General features: G+C 58.3%; 18 protein-coding genes, 1 tRNA gene and 1 pseudogene. 5 read left to right on the top strand and 15 right to left on the bottom strand.

Annotation, left to right across the window (positions count from 1 at the left end; all coding sequences use genetic code 11):
• Positions 1-181 precede the first annotated feature (181 nt).
• From PCOSP_RS07455 to PCOSP_RS07440, 4 genes are all read left to right on the top strand, one after another.
• A complete protein-coding gene (locus tag PCOSP_RS07455; protein ID WP_139649721.1) occupies positions 182-1066 on the top strand; it encodes an alpha/beta fold hydrolase in 885 nt (294 codons plus the stop codon).
• A 152-nt stretch (positions 1067-1218) separates the two neighbouring features.
• Positions 1219-1292 (top strand) — tRNA-Gly (locus PCOSP_RS07450).
• A 612-nt stretch (positions 1293-1904) separates the two neighbouring features.
• Positions 1905-2597, top strand: a complete 693-nt coding sequence (locus PCOSP_RS07445) for an AbiU2 domain-containing protein (RefSeq protein ID WP_464710743.1) — start codon at positions 1905-1907, stop codon at positions 2595-2597.
• A 213-nt stretch (positions 2598-2810) separates the two neighbouring features.
• Complete coding sequence (locus PCOSP_RS07440) at positions 2811-3833, top strand: DUF4238 domain-containing protein (RefSeq protein WP_464710741.1); 1023 nt, start codon at positions 2811-2813, stop codon at positions 3831-3833.
• A gap of 22 nt (positions 3834-3855) precedes the next feature.
• Here the strand turns inward: PCOSP_RS07440 and PCOSP_RS07435 are convergent, their stop codons facing one another.
• The 3 genes and pseudogenes from PCOSP_RS07435 to PCOSP_RS07425 form a co-directional block, all read right to left on the bottom strand.
• Positions 3856-4497, bottom strand: a complete 642-nt coding sequence (locus tag PCOSP_RS07435) for an NYN domain-containing protein (protein ID WP_464710740.1) — start codon at positions 4495-4497, stop codon at positions 3856-3858.
• A gap of 182 nt (positions 4498-4679) precedes the next feature.
• Positions 4680-5956 (bottom strand): annotated as a pseudogene (gene umuC / locus PCOSP_RS07430) (translesion error-prone DNA polymerase V subunit UmuC).
• A complete protein-coding gene (locus tag PCOSP_RS07425; protein WP_043041970.1) occupies positions 5949-6374 on the bottom strand; it encodes a LexA family protein in 426 nt (141 codons plus the stop codon). The pseudogene umuC and the gene PCOSP_RS07425 overlap by 8 nt, the downstream one beginning before the upstream one ends.
• A 99-nt stretch (positions 6375-6473) precedes the next feature.
• Between PCOSP_RS07425 and PCOSP_RS07420 the strand changes: the two genes are divergently transcribed.
• Positions 6474-7175: an SOS response-associated peptidase family protein gene (locus PCOSP_RS07420; protein ID WP_464710738.1), complete on the top strand. Its 702-nt coding sequence runs from the start codon at positions 6474-6476 to the stop codon at positions 7173-7175.
• Here PCOSP_RS07420 and PCOSP_RS07415 read toward each other — a convergent pair.
• The 12 genes from PCOSP_RS07415 to PCOSP_RS07360 form a co-directional block, all read right to left on the bottom strand.
• Positions 7172-7363: a hypothetical protein gene (locus PCOSP_RS07415; RefSeq protein ID WP_155772342.1), complete on the bottom strand. Its 192-nt coding sequence runs from the start codon at positions 7361-7363 to the stop codon at positions 7172-7174. The two genes, PCOSP_RS07420 and PCOSP_RS07415, sit on opposite strands and share 4 nt — an antisense overlap.
• 83 nt (positions 7364-7446) lie before the next feature.
• Complete coding sequence (locus PCOSP_RS07410) at positions 7447-8241, bottom strand: DNA adenine methylase (protein WP_334597290.1); 795 nt, start codon at positions 8239-8241, stop codon at positions 7447-7449.
• 149 nt (positions 8242-8390) lie between these two features.
• Positions 8391-8933: a lysis system i-spanin subunit Rz gene (locus PCOSP_RS07405; RefSeq protein ID WP_464710737.1), complete on the bottom strand. Its 543-nt coding sequence runs from the start codon at positions 8931-8933 to the stop codon at positions 8391-8393.
• The gene (locus PCOSP_RS07400) at positions 8915-9478 is read right to left on the bottom strand and encodes a glycoside hydrolase family 19 protein (protein WP_464710735.1); all 564 of its coding nucleotides are present in this window, start codon (positions 9476-9478) and stop codon (positions 8915-8917) included. Before PCOSP_RS07400 ends, PCOSP_RS07405 begins: the two co-directional genes overlap by 19 nt.
• Before the next feature lie 68 nt (positions 9479-9546).
• Entirely contained in the window at positions 9547-10593 is a 1047-nt protein-coding gene (locus PCOSP_RS07395; RefSeq protein WP_464710733.1) for a phage late control D family protein, read from the bottom strand.
• Between the two features lie 63 nt (positions 10594-10656).
• Complete coding sequence (locus tag PCOSP_RS07390) at positions 10657-10863, bottom strand: tail protein X (RefSeq protein WP_135846590.1); 207 nt, start codon at positions 10861-10863, stop codon at positions 10657-10659.
• A complete protein-coding gene (locus PCOSP_RS07385) occupies positions 10838-11683 on the bottom strand; it encodes a phage tail protein (protein ID WP_464710731.1) in 846 nt (281 codons plus the stop codon). The genes PCOSP_RS07390 and PCOSP_RS07385 overlap by 26 nt, the downstream gene beginning before the upstream one ends.
• Before the next feature lie 9 nt (positions 11684-11692).
• Positions 11693-14272, bottom strand: coding sequence for a phage tail tape measure protein (locus tag PCOSP_RS07380; protein WP_464710729.1), 2580 nt, complete (start codon positions 14270-14272; stop codon positions 11693-11695).
• Positions 14273-14371: 99 nt separating this feature from the next.
• Positions 14372-14698, bottom strand: coding sequence for a phage tail assembly protein (locus PCOSP_RS07375; protein WP_464710727.1), 327 nt, complete (start codon positions 14696-14698; stop codon positions 14372-14374).
• A 66-nt stretch (positions 14699-14764) separates the two neighbouring features.
• Positions 14765-15274, bottom strand: coding sequence for a phage major tail tube protein (locus PCOSP_RS07370; RefSeq protein ID WP_464710725.1), 510 nt, complete (start codon positions 15272-15274; stop codon positions 14765-14767).
• Positions 15275-15286: 12 nt separating this feature from the next.
• Positions 15287-16450, bottom strand: coding sequence for a phage tail sheath subtilisin-like domain-containing protein (locus tag PCOSP_RS07365; RefSeq protein WP_464710723.1), 1164 nt, complete (start codon positions 16448-16450; stop codon positions 15287-15289).
• An 87-nt stretch (positions 16451-16537) separates the two neighbouring features.
• The gene (locus PCOSP_RS07360) at positions 16538-16957 is read right to left on the bottom strand and encodes a tail fiber assembly protein (protein WP_464710721.1); all 420 of its coding nucleotides are present in this window, start codon (positions 16955-16957) and stop codon (positions 16538-16540) included.
• Positions 16958-16965: the final 8 nt, after the last annotated feature.

The following is a 16965-nucleotide window of genomic DNA, read 5'->3' as shown; positions in this document are numbered from 1 at the left end:
TTTTGTCGGCCAGAACCCTCTGGTTCCGCCTTGCCCGCCGACAGACTGCCCGCCTAATAACAACACCCGTCGACCGGTCTGTATGGATCGACTTGGGCCTTATCTTCCAGGCGAATGCCTACCTGTCACATTGCCCGTGCAATCTCATTGCGCGCATACCCGCTTGCCAGGAGTCTATGACATGAGGCCAGAAATCGCTGTGCTGGATATACAGGGTCAGTATCGGGTTTACACGGAGTTCTATCGCGCAGACGCCGCACAAAAGACCATCATTCTGGTCAACGGCTCGCTGGCCACTACCGCGTCGTTTGCACAGACCGTCAAGAATCTTCATCCGCAATTCAACGTCGTGCTGTATGACCAACCGTACGCAGGCAAATCCAAGCCCCACAACCGGCACGAGAAGATGCTGACGAAGGAGGTCGAGGGCCAGATCCTGCTGGAGCTGATCGACCATTTCGCCGCCGAACACGTGCTGTCATTCTCATGGGGTGGTGCCGCCACATTGACCGCATTGTCCCATCGCCCACGGCGCATCGAGAAAGCGGTGATCAGTTCATTCTCACCTATCCTTAATGCGCCGATGCGTGACTACCTCGAGCGTGGCGTCGATTACCTGGGCAACCTGGACGGCGACCGGGTGGGGCATCTGGTCAACAGCACCATCGGCAAACATCTGCCGCCGCTGTTCAAGCGCTTCAACCATCGCCATGTCAGCAACCTGGCCGAGCATGAATACGGGCAGATGCATTTCCACATCAGCGAAGTGCTCCAGAGCGACCTGTGCTGCTACGCAAGGGCGGCGAAAAACATCAACGTGCCGGTACTGTTCCTGAACGGTGAATGGGACGAGTACACCTCGGCCGCCGACGCGAGGCTGTTCGCCGACTATGTGCAACACAGTACGTTCAGCACACTGCAAGCCACCGGGCACTTCCTGGACATGGAACACAAGGCCGCCTTCCGGGATAGCCGCAACGCCTTGCTGGGCTTCCTCAAGCCGGGCCACCACGAAAGCCGACCACGCTACAGCCAGGTGCAGGGCTACCATGCACTGGCAATCTGAGACCGCGTCCTCGCGGGCAAGCCCCCTCGACAACGGGGCTTGCCCGCGAATGACCGCTCTGGTTTGAGGCTTGGGTCGACCCGGAACCTCACCCCAGGCAAAGAAAAACTTCAAATCCGCGCCCACATCTGGTACAAAGTCAGCCGCTCTGAGCGGGTGTCGTATAATGGCATTACTCCAGCTTCCCAAGCTGATAACGAGGGTTCGATTCCCTTCACCCGCTCCACCATTTTAGAGGCTTCCAGCCTACCCTGCGTCAACTAGGTGTCTGTTAAGGTGTCTGTTTCTAGTTTTGAAGACTCCGACGGAATTGAAACAGACACCAGCGCTTCAATGGTACTCAGCCTGCCCAGAACCATCCCCGCGTCCTCCTAGCCGATCACCACACCACTATTTACAAGCCACCGTCCACAGCTGATCAAGCCTGGTTTTATAGCTCTGACTCATCAGCTCGCGGCGCATCCCCAATCCGGATTGGTCTAGCAGTCCTCCAACGCCCTAGCCAGACCAGACGGGTTAATCCACTGCGACTTCTTCGCATTACAGCAATTTCTAAGCAAGCTGCAATTACTGCCTGACATGGGCACTGCCGGTACTATGCTTGTGTGCTTCTTGAAAGGAGTCGACGTGATGCTTGGTGATTATTCATTATCGGATGTATAGGAAAGGCTGTAGGAGAACCAACTAGCCCTGGAGGCGACCCTTATGGAGTTGCCCCTGCTGGTTGAGAAGCAAGAGACGCAGGAAGTGAGCGGAAATGTCCGTGGAGCACTGTGGACCATGGGTGAAAACACCGGTCATATCAAACATGGCCAGGCTCTCGTTAGGAGGCACAGCAATGTCATCAATTGAACGTACAGCAAAGCAAGCCAGTGACGAAAACATTGCGGTCATGGGGCAGGAGATCGGCGCGATCTACAGTGCCCTTTGGCAGGAGGTTGCCTTGATTTACCAGAAATGGTCACAGTTCGTGGAACTGTTCGGTACAAGCCCACAGCGGGTTGATCTTCTGAATAAAGCGGCGCCGGCAATGTTTCGAACAGTCCAAGACAGCCTGTGGGGAGATTTGCTTCTTCATCTTGCTCGCCTGACAGATCCGCCACGGTCCGTCGGCAAGAGCAATCTCAGCCTTCAACGGCTACAGGAGACTCTCATCGGGTCACCAGCTGAGACTAGCCTGATAGAATCGACCAGCAAGGCGGTTACCGCGACTGCATTCGCCCGTGACTGGCGAAACCGGAAGCTCGCACACCGGGATCTGGATCTGGCACTTGGGCAACACGTTGTGCCTCTTGCGCCCGCTTCACGGATTGCAGTCAAAGAAGCACTGTCTGCAGTAGCGGATGTACTCAATATGGTTGCGGGTCACTATCGCGTCTCGTCAACGATGTTTGACCTCAATGGTGCGGATGCTGATGCAGCATCATTGCTGTATACCCTTCGAAATGGCCTTCGCTATGAGGAAGAACGCCGCGTGCGGCTAAAGAGCGGAACGTATACGCAAGATGACGTTCACCCCGGAAGAATCTAGCCGTGATGCGCCTCCAGCACACGCCGATTGTGCTTGGGTATGCGACGGCTTTGGGACCAAAGGCCCGTAATTACTGGCTGTAGCACCCGCAGCCACCGGCTTGCGTTAATGCATATTGGGCATTGAATGGCATGGTTTGGCGTACGGTTTGCCCCATTTTTGCCCCAAACCTCTCTCCCCATTATCAACGAACCGTGGAGCCAGGAGATGCGAATGCAGCAGCTACGCGTTAGAAACCATTACGTTCCGGAGCTGTATTTAAAGCAGTGGGAGTGTGAGGGCAGGATTTCTACTTTTCGATTGCTAGTCCCCCATGAAAGCTTCCCCCTCTGGGAAGAGCTACCCTTGAAAAGTATCGCTTTTCGACGACATCTCTACACCTCCCTGATCGGGCAAGAGGAGACGGATGAGATTGAGCGCTGGCTCGATCGTGAATTTGAAAGTCCAGCGCGGGAGGCGATACACCGCGTCGTCAATGAGCAGCGCCTCACACCCGATCACTGGCGGCATTTGGTGCGCTTTGCTGTAGCCCAAGACGTACGAACTCCAGCACGGCTAAAGGAGTTTCTTAGCCGTCAAAATAAGACATTGAAGCCGTTGATGGATGAAACATTGGCGCGAGCTATTGATAACCTTGAGCGAAGCGCCCGTGAAAATAAGCCGCTTCAAGTTAACGAAATTATCGGGGCTGGTGAATTCCCTCTTAAAATCAGTATTGAGAAGCCTCACGTCGGAAAATGGCAAGTGCATGCCGAGACTACGGTCGGACGAGGGTTATGGCTTTGGAATATAAAGCATCTTTTGACAAACACCCTTAAACGCATTCCCCAACAACGGTGGACTGTCCTTCATGCACCGGCAGGCATATCTTGGCCGACTTCCGACAACCCTCTTATCAGATTGAATTTTCAGGATTTTAATAATTATAACTTTAACGGTGGATGGGGAGTGAACAACACCGACATACTCCTCCCACTGAGCCCAAAACACCTTCTTCACACAAGCATTGGTAAACGTTCATGGACGCGAGGCACAGTTTTAGAGGAGGGTATGGCGCGTTTTTTGCGAAAAATCATAATTCAACATGCGGATCGTTACATTTTTTCGCTAGACCCGAGCGACGTCCACTTGATTCAACCTCGGCTCGTATGTTCGGAAACCTACAAAGACGAAGAAGAAGCTTGGCAAAACTGGCACAATAATCAGTGCCAGGCTGAGGCGGATCTCAGAAAGTAATAGGATGAGCTGTAGCTCAGAGTCAAGCCCTTTGGATCTGGCTGCGGAGAGGGAACAGATCAAAGCTTGCCCAGCAATCTTGAGCTAAGCCCGCCCCAAAATGTCTCATTCCTACCTGAATCACCTTGATGCCTTTAGATCCTAGATGAGCAGCAGCTGGTGCCATATCAGAATCTTGGGTCACCAACAATGCGACTTCATAAGTCCCGTCTAAACCTAAACAGAGCATGTCCGTAACAAGCAAAGTGTCGACACCTTTTTCCTGCGTTGCCTTAATCGCGTTCGTGCAATGTGGACAGACATCCATCTCTGCAAAGCAATGGGCGCAGTCTGGGTTTCGTTTAGGTCGCCTGTCCTGACATGACACCCGGATACCCGCTCTACGACCTAACGTATTGAGCGCAAAATGCTTGTAAGAGCCATCACCATTTGGGTCGTTGGACGTGTAGATTCGGGTCTCTTGATACGTCAATGGCAACGGCGTGCCGGGAGTAGGTGAGGCATGGATAGAAGCCAGATTTGTGAGGATGGGCCCCAGGTTGAACCAATCCACATTGAAACGGTGATCTCGCAACGCTTGGCCCGATAAGCCTAGATGCTTTCCGTTCTCCTTTTGAAGCGTCGCCTGCAGGTTCCAATAATCCACAAAAACCATTGTCTTCATGCAAAAAATCCCTATACTGGTCCTATTACTGCCTACCCATAGAAATGTCTTTGGGTTTATTGATGTCTAGGGATCCTTCGGGGTCCCTTTATCGTTTCAGAAGGCCGTAATTCTTAAGTGGAAGCTTAGGCCCTAGCTGATGCGCGCCATCATAATGACATGAAATAGCCATAAACGTAGCATCACTCGCATCTCACTTTCCAAAGCTCATCAAGCTTCGTCGTATAGCTCTGACTCAGCATTTCTCGGCGCATCCCCCAGCCCGGACTGATCGGCACGCATGCAGAACGCAGCGTTCCCCTTCCCCACCTTTCGTTAATCTGATCCAGCACGGCCATCAGTTTCGTAGCGTCGGCAGGCTGGGATGTAGCAAACAGGTCGTCGGTGTACTCGCCTTGCTGACAAAGGTTCATCAACAATACCTCAGCCTTGCTGTACTTGAATCCTGGCCGGAAGACCCGGTTAAGCGCATCCACCGCAGCCTTGGTCAGGAGCCGCACATCGTCGGTGGGATACGGCATGTCAATCAACACGCCGTTGGCATACTTCGCCTCCTCCGGATTGAACATGCCGGTGCGGATACTGACGCGGATCTTCTTGCACAACGATTTCTGCGCCCTGAGCTTTTCCGAGGCGCGCATAATGTAGGTGGCAACCGCTTCCTTGATCGGCGCCAGCTCCGTGAGCCGCTTACCGAACATCCGGCTACAGCAAATCTCCTGCTTCGGCGGATCCGGCTCGTCCAGCTCCAGGCACGGCGTGCCAGCCAGCTCGCGGGCAGTCTTCTCGATCACCACGCTGAACTTCTTGCGTAGCGTCCAGGGGTCGGCGTTGGCTAGGTCCATGGCGGTCTTGATCTCCATGGCGTCCAGGTGCAGTTTCATCTTTCGACCAACCCCCAGACCTCAGACACGTCGGTGTTGCGCAGCACCCAGTCCCGCTTGAACGGGTCGCAGATGTCGACCACACCGCCCGTTTGCACCTGGAGCCGCTTGGCGGTGTGGTTCGCCAGCTTTGCCAGGGTTTTGGTATGAGCGATCCCTACCCCGACTGGGATACCTGTGCAGCGCAGTACCTGGCTGCGGATCTTTCGCCCGAGGGCATCCCGGCCGTCGATGCCGGTCAGATCCGCGAAGGCTTCGTCAATGCTGTAGACCTCGACAGCCGGTACCATCGATTCAATGAGCGTCATCACGCGCTCGCTCATATCCCCATAGAGCGCGTAATTGGACGAGAACGGAACGATGCCGTGCTTCTGCAGCTTGTGCTTGATCTGGAAATACGGCTCGCCCATTTTTACGTAGGGCTTGGCGTCGTAGCTGCGGGCGATCACGCACCCGTCGTTGTTACTCAGCACCACGATGGGCACCCGGGCCAGGTCCGGACGGAACACTCTTTCGCAACTGGCGTAGAAGCTGTTGCAGTCGATCAGGGCGAAAACGGGCTGGGCTTTAGACATGGCTGCGCACGCTGCAGGTGATAACGCCCCAGATGACCAGCTCGTCGCCCTCGAGCACGTACCTCGGTGGATACTTTGGGTTCTCCGACAGGAGAATCACCTCCTTCCCACGAATGCACAGGCGTTTGCATACGGGTTCGTTGTTCAGCAGCGCCACGACGATGTGGCCATGCGCAGGTTCCATCGCACGATCAACAACGGCTAGGTCCCCTTCAAAGATCCCAGCGCCTTGCATGCTCTCCCCTGCGATGGAAACCAGGTAGACATGCGGGGCGCGAATGTTCAGAACCTCATCCAATGAGATGTGCGCTTCGATGTGGTCCGCCGCCGGGGATGGAAACCCGGCGGGTACACGAAACGAACACAGGGGCAGCTTCAAGCCACCCTCAGCAATAGGGCCTAGAATTGAAAAGCTCATGACGCACCGATCCAAAAATACTGTACGAACATACAGTTAACTTTGTACAAGGTTCGCGGTCAATTTTGTATAGGAAAAATCTGACAGGCGGGACAGCTCATGTGCGGGAGATTCGTGCAGTACGAGGGGATGGCGGTGTTTATGGAGGAGCTTGGTCCTCAGCTTCCATTGTTCGGCGGGTACGACGCGGAGCCGATCAGCCGGTACAACGTGGCGCCGACGACCCGCGTGCAGATCCTGCACAGTACAGAGGCCGGCGTTCATATCACGCCAGTGAGGTGGGGATGGGCGCCCTTTTGGGCGAAGGGGAAACGTCCGGATCCAATCAATGCCAGGATCGAGACCGTTACGACGGGAAAGTTTTTCAAACAGCTATGGCCAGCCGGACGTGCACTGGTGCCCAGCGAAGGCTGGTATGAGTGGGTTAAAGATCCAAATGATCCGAAGAAAAAACAACCCTATTTCATCCGGCTGAAGGATCAGAAGCCGATGTTCTTCGGGGCGCTCGCACAGGCCCGTCCAGGTCTGGGCGAGCAAGACGGTGACGGTTTCGTAATCATTACCGCGTCATGCGACCAGGGCATGGTAGATATCCATGATCGCCGGCCGTTGGTGTTATCACCTGAGCAAGCGCGGGAGTGGCTGGACCCGGATCTCAGCCCGGGGCAAGCAGAGGAAATTGCAAGAGACCATTCCAGGCCTGAGGCCGATTTCGAATGGTATGCCGTGGGCAAAGAGGTGGGGAATGTCAGAAACCAGGGAGCACAGTTGTTGCTCCCCTGGAATCCGGAAGAAAATTAAGCCTGACTACGTTGATCCTGGAGGCGGGCCGCCTCTGGGAATCCCACCCACCGTGCATTCTGGTCCAAACCCCGCCCGGCCAGTACCACGCCGGCCCAGTGGTTGAGATCTACCTCTCCGCGTGCCACCGCTGCCAGCAGAGCGGAGGGAAAGATGTTCAAGTATTTGTCAGCGGTTTCGGTTTCCATGGTCTTAGTCCTTCGTTGGTGTGACCACAGTAACGCTCCAGCGTAATCACATAGCAAGCGGATCAGATCGAGCGTGACAACCATTAAAACAACCCTCCCAGCGCCGCCGGCTCCCAGTTCATGATCACCAGCTCGCCGCTGACCTCGGCCTTGCCCTGACGTTGGTTCGTGTTGCTATACCGAATGTCCAACGTCTCGAAGTGAAAGCCTTCGAACGCACGACGGATATCCGGGTGATCGTTGATGCTGACCATTACTTTGCCCTTGCAACGGCGCATGAAGTCAGCCATCCGCTCGTAGTTCTCGAACGGGAAATCCACGCCATATCCAGCGGTCTGCCAGTACGGCGGGTCCATGTAGTGGAAGGTATGAGCGCGGTCGTAGCGTTCAGCACAATCAAGCCAGGGGAGGTTTTCGACGTAGGTGCCAGACAGTCGCTGCCACGCGGCCGAGAGGTTCTCCTCGATCCGCAGCAGGTTGATGGCCGGGCCAGTGGTCGCGGTGCCGAACGTCTGCCCGGTGACCTTGCCGGCGAAGGCATGGTGCTGCAGGTAGAAGAACCGGGCGGCGCGCTGGATGTCGGTGAGGGTTTCAGGACGGGTCATTTTCTGCCATTCGAACACCTGGCGGGAGCTGAGCGCCCATTTGAACTGGCGCACGAATTCTTCCAGGTGGTTCTGCACGACGCGATAGAGCGTCACCAGGTCGCCGTTGATATCGTTCAGGACTTCAACTGGTGCAGCCTGGGGTCGCATGAAGTACAGCGCGGCACCGCCGGCAAAGACTTCGACATAGCATTCGTGAGGCGGAAAAAGGGGAATGAGGCGGTCGGCTAGGCGGCGCTTGCCGCCCATCCAAGGGATGATGGGTGAACTCATTGAAAGCAAGACCTTTACTGTATGGATGAACAGGTGCTAGGCTCGCCGCGCTTTGTGCACGGAGCAGGAGCCTTGGCTGGACTTGCAGGGACATCTGCAGGGACGGCGACCGGATCGGATGTTGGCGCATCCGGCCCGGTCGCTCCTTTTCACTTCCGTGTTGAAACCTCTTTGGCGTAGGCCTGACAGGCTGCCAGGGCTATCAGCCCCCGGTCGCCGGCATCGGTGATGCCGATAATTCGTTGAGCATGCGCCGGGTCAAGTCGGGCGCGTGTGGCTCCATGAACCACGCCGCCGGTACTGGTGGAGGCTGGCACTGCACAGCCGTTGGCGGTATCGGTGGCGTCGAGTAGGACTGACAGCCGGACATCAGCAGTAGCGAGGCGATCACGCAGGCGATCCTGATCACGTTGGGCATCGGTAAGGGCTCGATAGTGGGTATGGTCATTGGCGGCCAGCTGCTGCTCCAGGGCCAGGCGCTTGTCCTGCTCGGTACGCTGCAGCGCGGCCGAGGCCAGGGTGATTTGGTTGAGGGTTTCGGTGTGGAGTCGTGCTTGTTTTTCCAACTGCTCACCGTATCGCCAGTCCTGGACCGTCCAGGCGATGGCCGCCGAAGCGGCGACCAAAGCGCACAGTAGAAACCCGGCGACCAGCACGCGGTATTGCAGCGGGATCAGGTCGACGAGACGCATAACACCGCCCTCGCCCGCTCCCACAGCTGCAGCCGATCCTGCAGGCCATTGAGTCCGCCGTTGATTTTCCGGGTGATCGTTTCGAACTCACCCCGATCAGCCAGCACGTTCAGCTCCCTGACCCACCAGAACCATGCAGCCGACTCGGCCGCCCATTGGGGCAGCTCCAGCAGTTCGGGCGTGCGCAACAGTCGCTCGTCACCGAACAACGCCAAGCTGCAGCGAAGGTAGTTGTTGCGGCCGGTCACCTGGATCAAGCCGCGACCGCGATAGCGCTGGCCGTCTCCGTCGGGCTCGGGGGTGTTGCCGAGTTTCAAAGCCAGCGAACCGGTGTCGTATTTGCTGAGGTACTGATCGCCGCCCAGCTCCCGCACGTACTGCAGTTGGCCGGACTCATGCCCAACCTGAGCCAGGAATGCCGCCTGCCGTTTGGGCGTGTCGATTTGTCGGTGGACCATGGCCGCGTTCAGGGCCGATACAAAAACGCCCGCTTGGCGGCGGGCGTTGGGCATGATCCGTTGTAGTTGCTGCTCAGTGAGTGGCATGGTGGCTCCAAAAAAAAGCCCGCTCGATGGCGGGTTGCGGTTGTGTTTGAGGGTGGTGCTGAGTGCGCTTAAAGCTGGACGACCTTGACCGGCTTGGCTTCCTTCTTCTTTTTCTTCCCCTTGGCATTGGCCTTGCCTTTCTTGCCGCCGTTGCACTCGACGGTGGTGGTCCAGCCACTGGAGGTGAACAGTTGCTCCACCGCCTCAGCGAGGTATTCACCATCAAGCCCGGGCTTGACCCCCTGGACAATGATCGACCGCTCGGCAAATACATCCGTGCGGCCGGCCATTTCCAGGCGAACCCCGGCGCTGCTGCGATTGAACGCGGCCAGGCGCGCTTTGGCGGCCTGCTCAGCGGCTGACTTGTTGGGGTAGATATGCCGGTCGGTATGGACCGCTGGCAGGCCGTTCGGCAGGTCGTCGTTATCCAGCTCGACCACCTTCAAGGCTCCGGACTTTTTGTCCTGGTGCTTGGTGCGTACCGCCTTTTGCGTGTTGCGGTCGCCGAGGCGGAATTGATAACGGCTCAGATCAGTGCGCCTCAGAACCACAGGGCTGAGATTCTTGCCGCTGGCGGTCTGGCCGCCCTGCCGAGGCATGACCAACAGCTTACCGTCGGCCAGCTTGGCCGTGCAGTCATATTGTTTGGCAAGACGTGTGATGAAGTTGTAATCCGACTCATTGAGCTGGTCGACTCGAGGCACTTTTGTTTGCACCGGGCATACCGGCTGCCAGCCATTGCGGGCAGCCACGTCGCGAACGATCTGCTGCAACGGCACATTTTCCCAGGATCCGCTGCGCACGGTCTTACCGCTGCCGCGCATGTCACTGGCTTTACCCCGAATCACCATCGTATCAGGCGGGCCCGACAACTCGATCTCGTCGACGGTGTAGCGCCCCAAACGGGTCAGGGCCTGGCCGGTATATCCCAGGTAAACCTCGATACCCGCCCCCCGCGTGGGCAGCGCAACCGCTTGATCACGATCATCGATCCGCAACTCGAAGTCGTCCGAATCCATGCCCGGCTTATCCGAGGTGCGCAGACTCAACAACCGATCATTGATCAACGCGGTGATGTCCTTGCCGTCCGCAACGATGCGAAAGGTCGGCTTCATGGTGACACTCCAGAAAAGAGAAACCCCGCGCAGGGCGGGGTTTGTGAGGTGCGACGACGCTGTTTAATCCCACAGCTGGATATCCTCCAGCGTCTGCGCCGGCAGATCCGGCAGCACGATGATCACCCCAGCGCGAAATGGCTGAGGCTCATCGGCCAGGCCTTGATTGGCGGCAAGCACGGCTTCCACCGTGCCATTCAGGTGGCCGTAATAGTGATGACAGACGGTGTCCAACAGATCCCCGTCAGACGTTCTGCAGGTCGTCGCCATAGCTCACAAACTCCAGCGAAAAGGATTGCTTACGCGGAATGCCACCCGCGAGCAGGTTGCTTTGCTCTTCCTCAATGTTGAGCAGGCACCAAGTGCCGAGCACTTCGCCGTAGCCGGTGGTCAGGTTCACCGGCCGCAGACGTCGCCCGATAGAGCGCAAGATGTCCAGCTGTTTGAGCCCGCCTTTGAAGCCCGGGAAAATCACGCCCTTGAGGCTGAACTTGTCCTCTCCCTGGCCGACCGCCTGCTGGGCGATGCTGCGTGTCAGACGTTCCTGGCCTGCCCAGCGAAACGACGTCTGCCGACGCAGCTCCTCGAAAGCCGCCGTATCCAGGTTGAAGTAGTACGGCTGTGCGTTCGGCTCCAGGGGCTGCATGATCAGCAGGTGCGGGAACGGCTTCACCGCCTCGGCCACTGGTGTCAGCTGGGGCGAAAATGAACCCGTGGGCATGATGTTGCTCAGCGATGGGCTCACCTGGCCGGCGATGCGATTAATCGCCGCACCCGCCTTGCCTGCCTGTTCCTTGAGCGAACCCAGCCGCTCTTGAATTTGACCAGCTGCAGTAACAGCCTGGTTGTACCTGGCCGCGACCTGGCCCACGGTAGACTGCGCGGCGTTGATTGCCCGCATAGTTCGTTGCACCTTGGCGCCGATGGCAGGCCCAATGAAGGGCACTCCCTCCAATTCTGACGCTGCACCCGTCATGTCGCTGATCGCGCCGTTGAGCGGGCCCAGCATGCCGTCGAGGCTGGTACGGCCAGCCTCCCCCGCTGCAAGCAGTGATTTGAACACCGATTGCAGTTGCTCCATGTAGGCCATGGCACCTCCTTAAACGTGAGGGGAATCGAACAACTGACTCGACGCCTGGCGGGCAGCCACCTCGCGGGAAAAGGCTTCCATTTGCTGACGTAGGTGCGGCTCCAGCTCCCGTGCCAACTGCGCAGGATCCTTCACATCGCCTTGAACGGTAATCGAGACACTTGGCGCGAAACTGAAAGCCTGCTCAACCTTGGGTGGCACTGGCGGCGTTGGTTCTGCTGGCTTGGTAACTTCGGGAGGCTTGGCCTCTTCGGCCTTACCATCACTGCCAAACCAGGACTTACCCAAGAAGCCGCCGATACTCTCGCCACCCAGGCCGCCCAAAGCGGCACCAATTGCTCCCCCGATGGCGGTCCCAATGATCGGCACCACCGAACCAATAGCCGCACCGGCCGCACCGCCAGCCAGGGCGCCTGCCAAACCACCGGCGGCGCCGCCATAGCCCTCGGCTTTTTCGTCTTGGGTCGTGGCGTTGAGCGCGGTATCCAAGACCCCCACCCCTGCATCAAGTACGTTACCGCCGGGGATACGTTTGGTGGCTCGAGTGACGCCCCTGATCGACTGAACCGCACGGCCGAGCGAGCCACCGGACGCTGCCTCCGCCGCAGCAGCCATAGGCGCAGCAGCCAACAGCCCCACCTTTGGCATGACAGACACAGCGGCAGGGGGTGACACGGCCGGAGGGCTGGGCACCCGGACGGGTAATCGCCGACGCGGGGTGGTCCCAATACCGGTACGGCGACCTCGTCGGCCACGCTGACGCCTGCCGGAACCGCCGCCAGGATCTGCACCTGGACCAGAACCAGCCCGGCCTATTGCATCAGCATTGACGACAAACACACGTTGCGGCTCATTGCTGCTCCCTGCTGCCGGATCGTTGCCGGCCCCCATCAACTTACCGAGGACTCCCAGCCCCTTGTCCACCGTTTTGATACCGGTTTTCGGAGCCTTGGCAGCGGCATCACCCAGGGCACCCACGCCTCGTTCCATCGCCCGGCCACGCGATATGTTGTACAGCCCCTTGCCAATCTTCACCGCGCTGGCAGCTGTCTTGAGGGCCAACAGGCCGGCGGTGATGCCAGCAATGCCAAGCACCACCGGTTGCGAGCCATCCGAAAGCTTGGTCAGCCCACGCACAATTGAGGTCAGGCCCTGGGCGACCGCATCGGTCGCCGGGCGGATGGCGTCCCCCACGCTGCGCATGCCATCGCTAACCGCCTGGCCCAGCTCGTCCCACATCTGTTTCGACGTTTCGCGCCGCTCGGCCAGGTTCTTATCGAGGATCCCACCAGAAGACTGCGAATCCTTTTTCAACTGCTCATACAGCGACTTGTTTTGCGAGTAGGCCGTCAGCGCTGCCTTGACCTGCATGTCGGCGAACAGGTCACCGGTACGCAGGGATTTCTCCAACGCCTCGAGCGCCGCCTTGGCCTTCTCCGGATCCGTCTCCTTGCTGATCTTGGCCTGGGCTTCGGCCATCTTCGCGGCTTTCGCCGGGTCGGTAGCCTGGATGTATTTCATCGCCAGGGCGAAGCTGGATTCCAGCGTCGACATGCCCTTTTGAATCCCGGTATTCAGCGACCCCTGATAGTCAATGCCGGCATCCTTGTAAGCCTTGACCACATCCCCCGAACCAATTTTCTCCATCCAGTTCTTGAGGTTGTTGGCCGCCTCGTCCGACCCGCCGGCAGTCTTCATCTGGACCTGGAGCATTGCACCCAAGGAGCTGACCGCCTCCATGCCGGTGCTGCCGTTCTTCTCCATGCTCGCCAACAGTTGAGGAAACCACCGGGCCATGTCGCTGGCCTCAAAGCTCCCTGCCTGTCCTTGATAGGCGATGGCCTCCAGGGCCTGCTGCATCACCTTAGGGTCAGTGATCTTGGCGTTCTGCTGCAGCGCCATGATCATGCTGGCCGTGTCGACGCCGGAGGCGCCCTGGCCGATGGCAAACTTCGCAGCCGTCGGCGCGTAGGCCGTGGCCTGCTTGAGGTCCATACCGGCACCGACCAATTGGTTTACCAGGTCCGCCACGTCGTTACGGGCCATGCCCGTATCGCGAGAGGTCTGGATCACCGTCTGGCTAAGCTGTGTTTCTTGTGGCTTGTTGACCACATCCGCCTTGATCGCGATGTCGCGGATGATCGCCTGATAATCCGCGCTGACCTTGGTCGGAATCGCTGCAAGGCCGGTTGCGACAACACCTTGACCAATGCTCGACGTGAGTCCTTTCTTGCCGGCATCGAGCTGCTGGTGACCTTTGAGCTGCAGATCGGCGGCTTTGGCTGCGCGGCCGAGGCGCTGGTACTCCTGCCCCAGCCTGCCCACCTCCACGCCCTGCTTGCGCAGGGCATCAAGGTTGCCGTTGAGCTTACGCAACAGGCCATCCGCCGAAGCTGCGCCGCTGTCGTGCGCCCGCTTCCACTCATCGCGCAGGCGGATGGTTTCGCCAATGGTGCTCTTGAGCACCTTGGCCTTGTTGCCCTTGTCCTCCAGCTTTTTGATGTGGCCTTCGACCGTGCGGAAGGCAGACGCCATCGTCGAACTGACGGCGCCGCCAATCACCAGCGATAACGCCAGTTTGCTAGCCATCGTCTACCCCTTGTTCAGTCTGAGAGCCACCAGATCATGTCGGAGAACGGCATGGACAGGATTTCAGCGGCGGAAAAGTTCAGCTCAGCGGCTAAGCGCTTAGCGAGTTGTTTCTGCACTGTCGGGCTGAAGTTCATCATCGCGCACCAGGCGAAAATAACCGGCTTCCAGTCGGGCGTAGTCTTTCAGTGTCATTCCGTCCAGATCCTTGGCCCCGACCTCGGCCAATGAAGCGAACAGATTCAAATCCTGTTGTTCTGCGTCATTGGGCGCAGTTTGCCGGGCGACCCGAAGGTCACGTACTGTCGGCGCTCGCAAGCTCAGAGTGTCGACGCGCACGCTGTTGGCTTCAAACGGCACACTCAGTTTCACGGTGACGCGGTCAGCGGCCAGGGTCATCCAGCTTGGAATTGCAATGTTGCTCATAACGATGTGTCCTTAAATAGAGGATCCGCCGCCCGGGCGACTCGCCAGGCGGGGTATCAAGAGGGGTTAGAGGCCCAATGCGGAACGCTGAGCGGCCAGTTGATCAACGCCATTGATTACTCGGCGCATGCCTAACGCGTCGATTTCGTAGACCGTGCGACCGTCTACTTCAAGCTGGTAATAGGTGAGAGCAACGGCGTGCTTAATCTCGGCCTTGTCGCCGGGCTTCCAGTCGCCCATGTCGACTTCTTTCAGCGTGCCGCGCAGGGTGACAATCACAGGGGTGACCTTATTTTTGAGGCCTTTGAAGGCTCCCCGGAACGTGCCATTGAAGGCAGTGCCGTCGGCCAGCCCAAAGAAATTCAGCGACTCCCGGCGAACGCCAGTTGTAGTGAAGCTTGCCTCTTGCTTTTCCATGCCCATGTCCAGCTCAACCGGCACATCCATACCACCAGTACGATGCTCTTCCATCTTGAGCGTGAGCTTGGGCAGGGTCAGGCTGGGTACATCACCCTGGAAGCTGACACCGTCGACAAACAGGTTCAAGTTGGAGAGTGTTTGAGGAATCATTGCCATTGGGGTCGCTCCTTACGCGGCGGTGTCGAGGACTTCGGTCAGCCATTGATTGGTGACCTCTACGCGGAAATTGGGGTTTTCTGCCGGCGGAACGTCGGTGAAGCGGATGTTCCAATACACCTTGCCCTGCTCCAGCTGGCTGGCTGTGTTCAGCTCCGGGTCGGCAAACACCTCGAAGTTGATGATTGCGCCTTGGGCTTTCAGGTCGCGCATGAATGCCTTCAGCCCGTTCGTAACGTCCGCCACGTAGGTAGCGGTGATGGAACGGTCGACTGCCCATTTGTGGCCGTAGAGGATCGCATCCATGACGATGTCCATCGTCCGTACGCGAGTGACAAACGCCCACTTCGGATCGCTCGACAACGTGCGGTTACCCCACAGGCGGAAGCCGTCATCACGGATGATCGTGGTGATGTTGGCGTTGTTGAGCAGGTTGGCCCGGCAGGTTTCGTCACCGTCCAGAAACTCGATGGGCCGCGTGGTACCGGTGATGCCGACAAACTCCTTGTTCGAAGGCGAAGCCCAGAAACCGTATTCGCTATCGGTCCAGGCGAACAAGCCCGCCACCCAGGCCGACCCCGGCGCGTCGACCGTGGCGTCCGCCGTGGTGTCCCAATACTGCACGCCTGGATCAACCAGGTACGCCCGCTTGGCGCCGAAGTTCTCGGCGTAGGCCATCACTGCCTCATCGGTGGTGTTTGGACCGTCGAGGATGGCGAGCCCTCGCAACTTGTCGGCCACTGCCACCAGGGCGGTACCGACAGCCTGTGTCGCGCTGTGCTTGGGAGTCACCAACAGCCGCGGCTGCGCGTTGAACCGGCTCTTGCCGTCCAGCAGCGCCTGCAGGCCGGTACGCTTGCCGTCAGCCAGAACGCCGCCAATGATTGCCGAGGTCTGTGCGGCCGGATCGGCCAACTGGGCCACACCACAGGCGACGATTACAGCCTTGGCCCGGGTGTAAATGGCCTTGCAGGCTTTGGTAATCGCCGAGTCGGCGCCGAAGGCAGCCACCGCCTCACGCTCATTGGTGATCACCACCAGGTCATTGGGCTGCGCGCTGTAGGCCGGCGCCGGTACAAAGGTGTCAACGAGTCCAATGATCGAGGACGAAGGCAACGCAATGACACGAGCGCCGGTATCGACGTTCGTGGTGGTAACGCCGTGAAAGAAGCTCATAGATTCTCCAGATACGAAAAGGCCCCGCAATGCAGGGCCTTGTTTGTGATGAGGCGGAAAAGAAAACGCCCCGTCGATGCGGGGCGTTTATTCGGATTGATGAGGCAGCCAGGCGGGGATTGGAGGCCGATGTTCAGCCAATGGAAATTCGCCGGCCTCCGGCCAGTTGCGCAGGGCCCGTCGGTAGGTTTGAAGTTCCGCGTATTGCTCAGCAGTCAATGTTGTTACGACGCCCTCCTCCAGTTCGTCGCGATGGCGTGTCACAACCCCATCAGTAAGTGAAAGCTGGTTATCGCGCCAGGCCCGCTCGATGCCAGCGAGTTCCTCTACGGTCGGCGGCGGTGGATCCTGCAGCTCCGGTCGGCCATCGCGCCCCCGTCCAATGATCTTGACCGCCTGGCGCGGCTCAAAAAGTGCGGCGTGATCCTCATCAGATATTTCAATGCCTCCGTTATCAGTCAATTCGAAGGCAAATCGACCATCTTCCTCGATCCATTTAGCGAACATATATACCC

The sequence above is a fragment of the Pseudomonas sp. MAFF 730105 genome (assembly GCF_055380705.1).
This window is presented reverse-complemented; position numbering and strand designations above follow the sequence as displayed.

Coding starts and splice junctions, on each gene's coding strand:
- PCOSP_RS07415 (WP_155772342.1), bottom strand. CDS start 7,363: ATGGAAACCGAAACCGCTGACAAATACTTGAACATCTTTCCCTCCGCT.
- PCOSP_RS07400 (WP_464710735.1), bottom strand. CDS start 9,478: ATGCCACTCACTGAGCAGCAACTACAACGGATCATGCCCAACGCCCGC.
- PCOSP_RS07425 (WP_043041970.1), bottom strand. CDS start 6,374: ATGAGCTTTTCAATTCTAGGCCCTATTGCTGAGGGTGGCTTGAAGCTG.
- PCOSP_RS07405 (WP_464710737.1), bottom strand. CDS start 8,933: ATGCGTCTCGTCGACCTGATCCCGCTGCAATACCGCGTGCTGGTCGCC.
- PCOSP_RS07390 (WP_135846590.1), bottom strand. CDS start 10,863: ATGGCGACGACCTGCAGAACGTCTGACGGGGATCTGTTGGACACCGTC.
- PCOSP_RS07360 (WP_464710721.1), bottom strand. CDS start 16,957: ATGTTCGCTAAATGGATCGAGGAAGATGGTCGATTTGCCTTCGAATTG.
- PCOSP_RS07370 (WP_464710725.1), bottom strand. CDS start 15,274: ATGGCAATGATTCCTCAAACACTCTCCAACTTGAACCTGTTTGTCGAC.
- PCOSP_RS07455 (WP_139649721.1), top strand. CDS start 182: ATGAGGCCAGAAATCGCTGTGCTGGATATACAGGGTCAGTATCGGGTT.
- PCOSP_RS07375 (WP_464710727.1), bottom strand. CDS start 14,698: ATGAGCAACATTGCAATTCCAAGCTGGATGACCCTGGCCGCTGACCGC.
- PCOSP_RS07440 (WP_464710741.1), top strand. CDS start 2,811: ATGCAGCAGCTACGCGTTAGAAACCATTACGTTCCGGAGCTGTATTTA.
- PCOSP_RS07445 (WP_464710743.1), top strand. CDS start 1,905: ATGTCATCAATTGAACGTACAGCAAAGCAAGCCAGTGACGAAAACATT.
- PCOSP_RS07420 (WP_464710738.1), top strand. CDS start 6,474: ATGTGCGGGAGATTCGTGCAGTACGAGGGGATGGCGGTGTTTATGGAG.
- PCOSP_RS07380 (WP_464710729.1), bottom strand. CDS start 14,272: ATGGCTAGCAAACTGGCGTTATCGCTGGTGATTGGCGGCGCCGTCAGT.
- PCOSP_RS07365 (WP_464710723.1), bottom strand. CDS start 16,450: ATGAGCTTCTTTCACGGCGTTACCACCACGAACGTCGATACCGGCGCT.
- PCOSP_RS07410 (WP_334597290.1), bottom strand. CDS start 8,241: ATGAGTTCACCCATCATCCCTTGGATGGGCGGCAAGCGCCGCCTAGCC.
- PCOSP_RS07385 (WP_464710731.1), bottom strand. CDS start 11,683: ATGGCCTACATGGAGCAACTGCAATCGGTGTTCAAATCACTGCTTGCA.
- PCOSP_RS07395 (WP_464710733.1), bottom strand. CDS start 10,593: ATGAAGCCGACCTTTCGCATCGTTGCGGACGGCAAGGACATCACCGCG.
- PCOSP_RS07435 (WP_464710740.1), bottom strand. CDS start 4,497: ATGAAGACAATGGTTTTTGTGGATTATTGGAACCTGCAGGCGACGCTT.